2 protein-coding genes and 1 pseudogene are annotated in these 1,861 nt (G+C 60.0%); all 3 read right to left on the bottom strand.

Annotated features, from left to right (window positions below; genetic code table 11):
• The coding region (locus AC0V2Y_RS27425) for a phage terminase large subunit family protein (protein WP_475418415.1) at positions 1-899 on the bottom strand (899 nt) is incomplete at its 3' end.
• A complete protein-coding gene (locus AC0V2Y_RS27420) occupies positions 896-1,405 on the bottom strand; it encodes a terminase small subunit (protein ID WP_475418039.1) in 510 nt (169 codons plus the stop codon). The genes AC0V2Y_RS27425 and AC0V2Y_RS27420, both read right to left, overlap by 4 nt.
• 216 nt (positions 1,406-1,621) lie before the next feature.
• Positions 1,622-1,861, bottom strand: a pseudogene (locus AC0V2Y_RS27415) (hypothetical protein); the annotation flags it as partial.

Genomic DNA, 1,861 nt, shown 5'->3' with positions numbered 1-1,861 from the left:
TTTTGCCAGCGGCCGGCCGGCGCCGCCGCCAAATATTGGCCTTGGTCGATCATCGAGCCGCAATGTGGGCAAAGGTGGCGTACGCTGTCCGGATCGTTATCGAGCCATTTGAAACCTGTCGCTTCGTCCTTGCCGCCCCAGGATAGCGGGTGGAAATCGCCGCAATCCGGGCAAGGGATGGCGAACTGGAAGCGCGCATCGGCCAGGATGAAACGGGCTTCGATCAGCGAAAAGCCTTTCAGGCCTGGGGTAGAGCCCGCCACCAGCTTTGGAAACGTGGCGCCCTCGACGCGCTTGGCCGCGAGGGTGATCGGATCTCCCTCTTTTTCGACGTCTCCATCGAAGGCGTCGAGCTCATCAAGCAGCGCATTGTCGACGGAAATGCGGCGATAGCTGCGCGCCGCCTTGCCGCCGCGCGTGTGCAGCATGCAGCCGAGGAATTTCTTTTGCTGCAGCGTGTTGTCCTTGTGCCGCGACATATGGGCCGGGAACGCCTTGCGCATGGCTTTCACGTCACGCAGCATCGGCTCTAGCTCGGTCTTGACGAATTCGTCGCTGTCGCCGTCGGTCGGCTGCCACAGTGCCTGGTTGCGGCGCTTGTGCTCGATGAAATAGGCGATCGCCGCCAGCAGCATCTTGGTATAGCCGACGCGGGCCGATTTCATGAAATCGACTTCGGCGATATCGTCGTTACTGATGCAGGCCATGATGGCGCGCTGGAACGGCCAGGCTTCCCACGCCTGCTCGACGTACGACGATTCCTTCGACAGGTAGAAGTGTTTGCCGGCCCATTCGTCCAGTGTCATTGGCTCAGGCACGCCGAACGTGCTCAGCCCGCGCGTCAGGCAGACGGACAGCTCAGGCGATCGCCAATTGAGGACTTCGGCCAGATCGCTCATTCGCCCTGGTCCTCGATCACCTGATGTTCAGGTGCCGTGCCATCTTCCTCTTCGTCGTCCCGGAGGTCGGCCAGCGATATATTGGCCACGATGTTGCGCACCTTGGCGATCTCTTTTTCGATGTTGCCGATCTCGTCCGACGACAGCGACGGCACGCGCCGCTTCACCGCGCCAGGGATGGCGTCGAACAGGCCGCCGATGCGCGCGCCGGCCTTCGACAGCACCTCTTCGATCAACACCACCGGCGCCAGCTCGCCGCGCGTGACGCCGTTCTGCATCTCGATGCGCTCGCGTTGCACCTTGGCCAGCATGGCACGTTCGGCGACCAGGTCCAGGTCGCCGCCAGATGATCGGCCGGCTGCTGTCTCGCGCAGGTGCGAGCAGTAGGCGTGCAGCATCTGTTGTCCGGACATGCTCGAATCGAGGATGCCGCGCGCGACCAGATTGCCGACAGCCTGCTGGCTTACTCCCACTAGAGCGCCGAAGGCGGTTTGTGTCATTGGCATATACAAATCAGACAATACAACCCCCTTGCAAATACCCTGTGACTAGCGGAAAAAGGGGGTTCGAATTACCCTTGCAAGGGGAGGCTGGGGAGTACCTTTGAGAAATATTTCCCATTTGAAACATTGCTATTGAGGCATTGTTGCGATAACGCAACATGCGTTTTTGCTCGATTGTTTCCATTGGATGTGATTTCATAATAGCAACCTTTCTTTGTGTCAGCGTGCGGTCCGCAGCGCCTCGACGTAGGCGCGCGCAAACTGGCTGGCAAACTCTTTCTCAACGGTCTTCTCGACCACGTATTCGAAGTCGAAAATCTTGTGATAGCTGGCGTAGCGTACGAACACCATCACCGGCTTGAGCGATCCAGGGCCACCGCCCCGCATGCTTTGGTACACGCCCAGCGGCATGCGGTCGCCTGGCCGGCCGACGAAGTAGCGGAAGCCTGGCTTCTTCTT

Source organism: Janthinobacterium sp. BHSEK (assembly GCF_056174685.1).
The sequence above is the reverse complement of the archived record's forward strand: the minus strand, read 5'-3'. Positions and strand labels throughout refer to the sequence as shown.

Coding starts and splice junctions, on each gene's coding strand:
- AC0V2Y_RS27420 (WP_475418039.1), bottom strand. CDS start 1,405: ATGCCAATGACACAAACCGCCTTCGGCGCTCTAGTGGGAGTAAGCCAG.